The organism is Phytoactinopolyspora endophytica, from assembly GCF_004138495.1.
Taxonomy (GTDB): Bacteria; Actinomycetota; Actinomycetes; order Jiangellales; family Jiangellaceae; genus Phytoactinopolyspora; species Phytoactinopolyspora endophytica.
Map to the genome: position 1 here is coordinate 116,750 of NZ_ML142858.1, position 2,150 is coordinate 118,899.

The 2,150-nt window shown below is 69.8% G+C and carries 2 protein-coding genes; one reads left to right on the plus strand and one right to left on the minus strand.

Translation table 11 applies throughout. The features are described from left to right. The coding region (locus ELR45_RS41100; protein WP_476704135.1) for a phosphorylase family protein at positions 1 to 554 on the minus strand (554 nt) is incomplete at its 3' end. A 180-nt stretch (positions 555 to 734) separates the two neighbouring features. Here ELR45_RS41100 and ELR45_RS19560 point away from each other — a divergent pair. Further along, the coding region (locus tag ELR45_RS19560; protein ID WP_240759887.1) for a UxaA family hydrolase at positions 735 to 2,150 on the plus strand (1,416 nt) is incomplete at its 3' end.

A 2,150-nucleotide genomic window follows, 5' to 3' on the forward strand; every position in this document is an offset into this window, starting at 1 on the left:
CGCAGCCGGGACGAGTAGAGATCCGTCAGGTCGACGAAGGCGGCGCCCTCCAGCGGCGACGTGGCCGTCAGGTTGATGTGGTCGCTGATCAGGACGGGCGTACCAGCGGGCCACTCCTCTCGCAGGCCCCCGCAGCCGTTGGTGAGAACCAGTGTGGACACGCCGGCTGCCGCAGCCGTCCGGACTCCGTGGACGACCGAGCGCACACCGCGCCCTTCGTACAGATGCGTCCGCGCGCCGAGGACCAGCGCATGCCGGGCGGTCGAGGCCGGCCCGCCGCCGGAGGCCGGCTCCGGCCGGCGGTCACCGTTCTGCGTGGTGGTATCGATCCGGATGGACCGGATGGAGCCGACGTGTCCCTCGACCGCCGGTGCGCTGAAGCCGGGGATGTCGGTGGCGGGGATCTCGGCGACGGTCTCGCCGATGAGCTCGGCCGCGCCGCCCCAGCCGGAGCCGAGCACAAGCCCGACGTCGTGCCGTTCCACGCCGGAGACCTTGGCGATATGGTCGGCTGCGGCCTGCGCGGCCGCCTTCGGATCGCCGGGTTGGGTGATGTCACTCACCGGGCGACTGTACCGCGTGCCGACCAGCGTTCAGCGGTGATCTTCCGCCATGTCGGCGAGTCGGCGAGGGCCGCCGGAGCATCGAGACGAACCATACTCGAGTATGGTGGTGAGTAACCGGTTTCTCGCCGATCCGGTGGACGTGATCGACTGCTGGCGAAGGAGTATGCAATGACGGCAGGCAAGAGACTGCTCCGGCTCCGCCCGGACGATTCGGTGGCGGTGACGCTCGACGGTCTGGAGGCGGGGGCCGAGCTGCCGTTCGACGACGCGAGCTCCGGGAACGGCCCGGTCGGACGCGTCGTCGTGCGCGAGCCGGTGCCGGCCGGACACAAAGTCGCCGCGGTCCCGATCGCCAAGGGCGCGCCGGTGCTGAAATACGGGCAGGTGATCGGTTACGCGACCGCCTCGATCGCGGCCGGCGACCATGTCCATGTCCATAACGTCGGCTTCGCCGATACCGGCGACGCGCGGGTCTCTACCGGAAGCGTTCCGGCGCCCGACCCGGTCGAGCCGGAGACGTTCCAAGGCATCGTCCGTCCCGACGGCCGTGTCGCGACACGCAACTACGTCGGCATCATCACCTCCGTCAACTGCTCCGCCACGGTGGCGAAGCTGGTGGCGGAACGGGTGCGGACGTCGGGCATGCTCGCCGCGCACCCCAGCGTCGACGGTGTCGTGGCCATCACCCACCAGACCGGCTGTGGCCTCGCCTCCGACGGCGAAGGGCTCGAGCTGCTCCGTCGCACCCTGTCCGGTTATGCCGACCATCCGAACTTCGGGGGGATCGTCGTCGTCGGGCTCGGCTGTGAGGTCAACCAGATCGCCGAGCTGGACCTGCCCACCACCACGCCGATCACCAGCATGACCATCCAGGATGCGGGCGGTACGGCGGCCGCGGTGCGCGCGGGTGTCGAGGGGGTACAGACCCTGCTGGAGAAGATGGACGTCCAGCGGCAACCGGTGCCCGCCTCGGAACTGATCCTGGGCCTGGAGTGCGGCGGCTCCGACGGCTACTCCGGCATCACGGCGAACCCGGCGCTGGGCGCGGCGGCAGACCTGCTCGTCGCCCAGGGCGGCACCGCGATCCTGGGCGAGACACCGGAGATCTACGGCGCTGAGCACCTGCTGGCCGAGCGCGCCGTCGACGACGAGGTGGCCGGCAGGCTGCTGGACCGGATCGCCTGGTGGCGTGAGTACACCTCCAAGCACGGCGGGAGCCTGGACAACAACCCGTCGCCGGGGAACAAAGAGGGTGGCATCAGCACCATCCTGGAGAAGTCGCTGGGCGCGGTCGCCAAGTCGGGGACGTCGCCGCTGACCGACGTCCGGCTGTTCGCCGAGCGGGTGACGGCCAAGGGGATGGTGTTCATGGACACGCCGGGTTATGACCCGGTGTCGGTCACCGGCATGGTGGCGGGCGGGGCCAACATGGTCTGCTTCACCACCGGCCGCGGCTCGGTGTACGGATGCAAGCCGGTGCCGAGCCTGAAGCTGGCCACCAACTCCGAGATGTACCGGAAGATGTCGGAGGACATGGATATCAACTGCGGGGTGATCGCCGACGGCGAGGCCACGGTGCAGGAG